Source organism: Paraclostridium benzoelyticum (assembly GCF_001006285.1).
Taxonomy (GTDB): domain Bacteria; phylum Bacillota; class Clostridia; order Peptostreptococcales; family Peptostreptococcaceae; genus Paraclostridium; species Paraclostridium benzoelyticum.
This window is the reverse complement of record NZ_LBBT01000069.1, coordinates 1-871: the sequence shown is the minus strand read 5'-3', so window position 1 is coordinate 871 and position 871 is coordinate 1. Positions and strand designations below refer to the sequence as shown.

Genomic DNA, 871 nt, shown 5'->3' with positions numbered 1-871 from the left:
TTTTATGATATAACTATATAACAAGAATTAAAAAAAGAGAGGTATGAGTATGAATAATATAGTAGTTATATGTGAAGACATAAACTGTGGAAATAAATTACAGGAATCGGCGAAAGAATTTAACTATAACATTGAATTTGAAATACAAAATGAAGATACAATTATAAATGAAATATCTGAAAAAGATATAAAAGATGCAAGTGCTGTTTTATTTGTAATAAATAAAGGTATAGAAGAAGTAAATGAAATCGAAAGATTCATAGATGTTGAATACTATGAAGTAGAGCCTTGTATAGCATTAGAAAATCCTAAACAAGTTATAAGTGAAATAATAGCTGATTTAAACTAAAGAATAGTTAAGAAGCTTTGTGATTAATCTCAAAGCTTTTTTATATTTATAAAAAAATAAAATTAAATTTTAAAAAAGTGTTGACGATGTCAAACTAAGGTGGTATAGTATTACTTGTCCTTAAGAAACGGACGAAACACAAAAGAGAAAATGAACTTTGAAAATTAAACAGTAGGTTAATTATATAAATTCTTTTTAAAGAATTAAACACAAACAACCAAGCCAGATATTCAGATAATGATTAGCTGAGCGATGGACAACTTTTTAAATTATATTTGAGAGTTTGATCCTGGCTCAGGATGAACGCTGGCGGCGTGCCTAACACATGCAAGTCGAGCGATCTCTTCGGAGAGAGCGGCGGACGGGTGAGTAACGCGTGGGTAACCTGCCCTGTACACACGGATAACATACCGAAAGGTATACTAATACGGGATAATATATGAAAGTCGCATGGCTTTTGTATCAAAGCTCCGGCGGTACAGGATGGACCCGCGTCTGATTAGCTAGTTGGTAAGGTAATGG

1 protein-coding gene and 1 rRNA gene are annotated in these 871 nt (G+C 32.1%); both read left to right on the top strand.

Going from position 1 to position 871, the window contains the following annotated elements; genetic code table 11:
• Nucleotides 1-49 precede the first annotated feature (49 nt).
• On the top strand, nt 50-349 hold the full coding sequence (locus VN21_RS03420) for a hypothetical protein (protein WP_046822057.1): 300 nt from the start codon (nt 50-52) through the stop codon (nt 347-349).
• A 271-nt stretch (nt 350-620) separates the two neighbouring features.
• Nucleotides 621-871: ribosomal RNA gene (locus VN21_RS03415) — 16S ribosomal RNA — on the top strand; the annotation flags it as partial.

Bases quoted from the DNA above. Each gene is read 5' to 3' on its own strand.
- VN21_RS03420 (WP_046822057.1), top strand. From the start codon at position 50: ATGAATAATATAGTAGTTATATGTGAAGACATAAACTGTGGAAATAAA.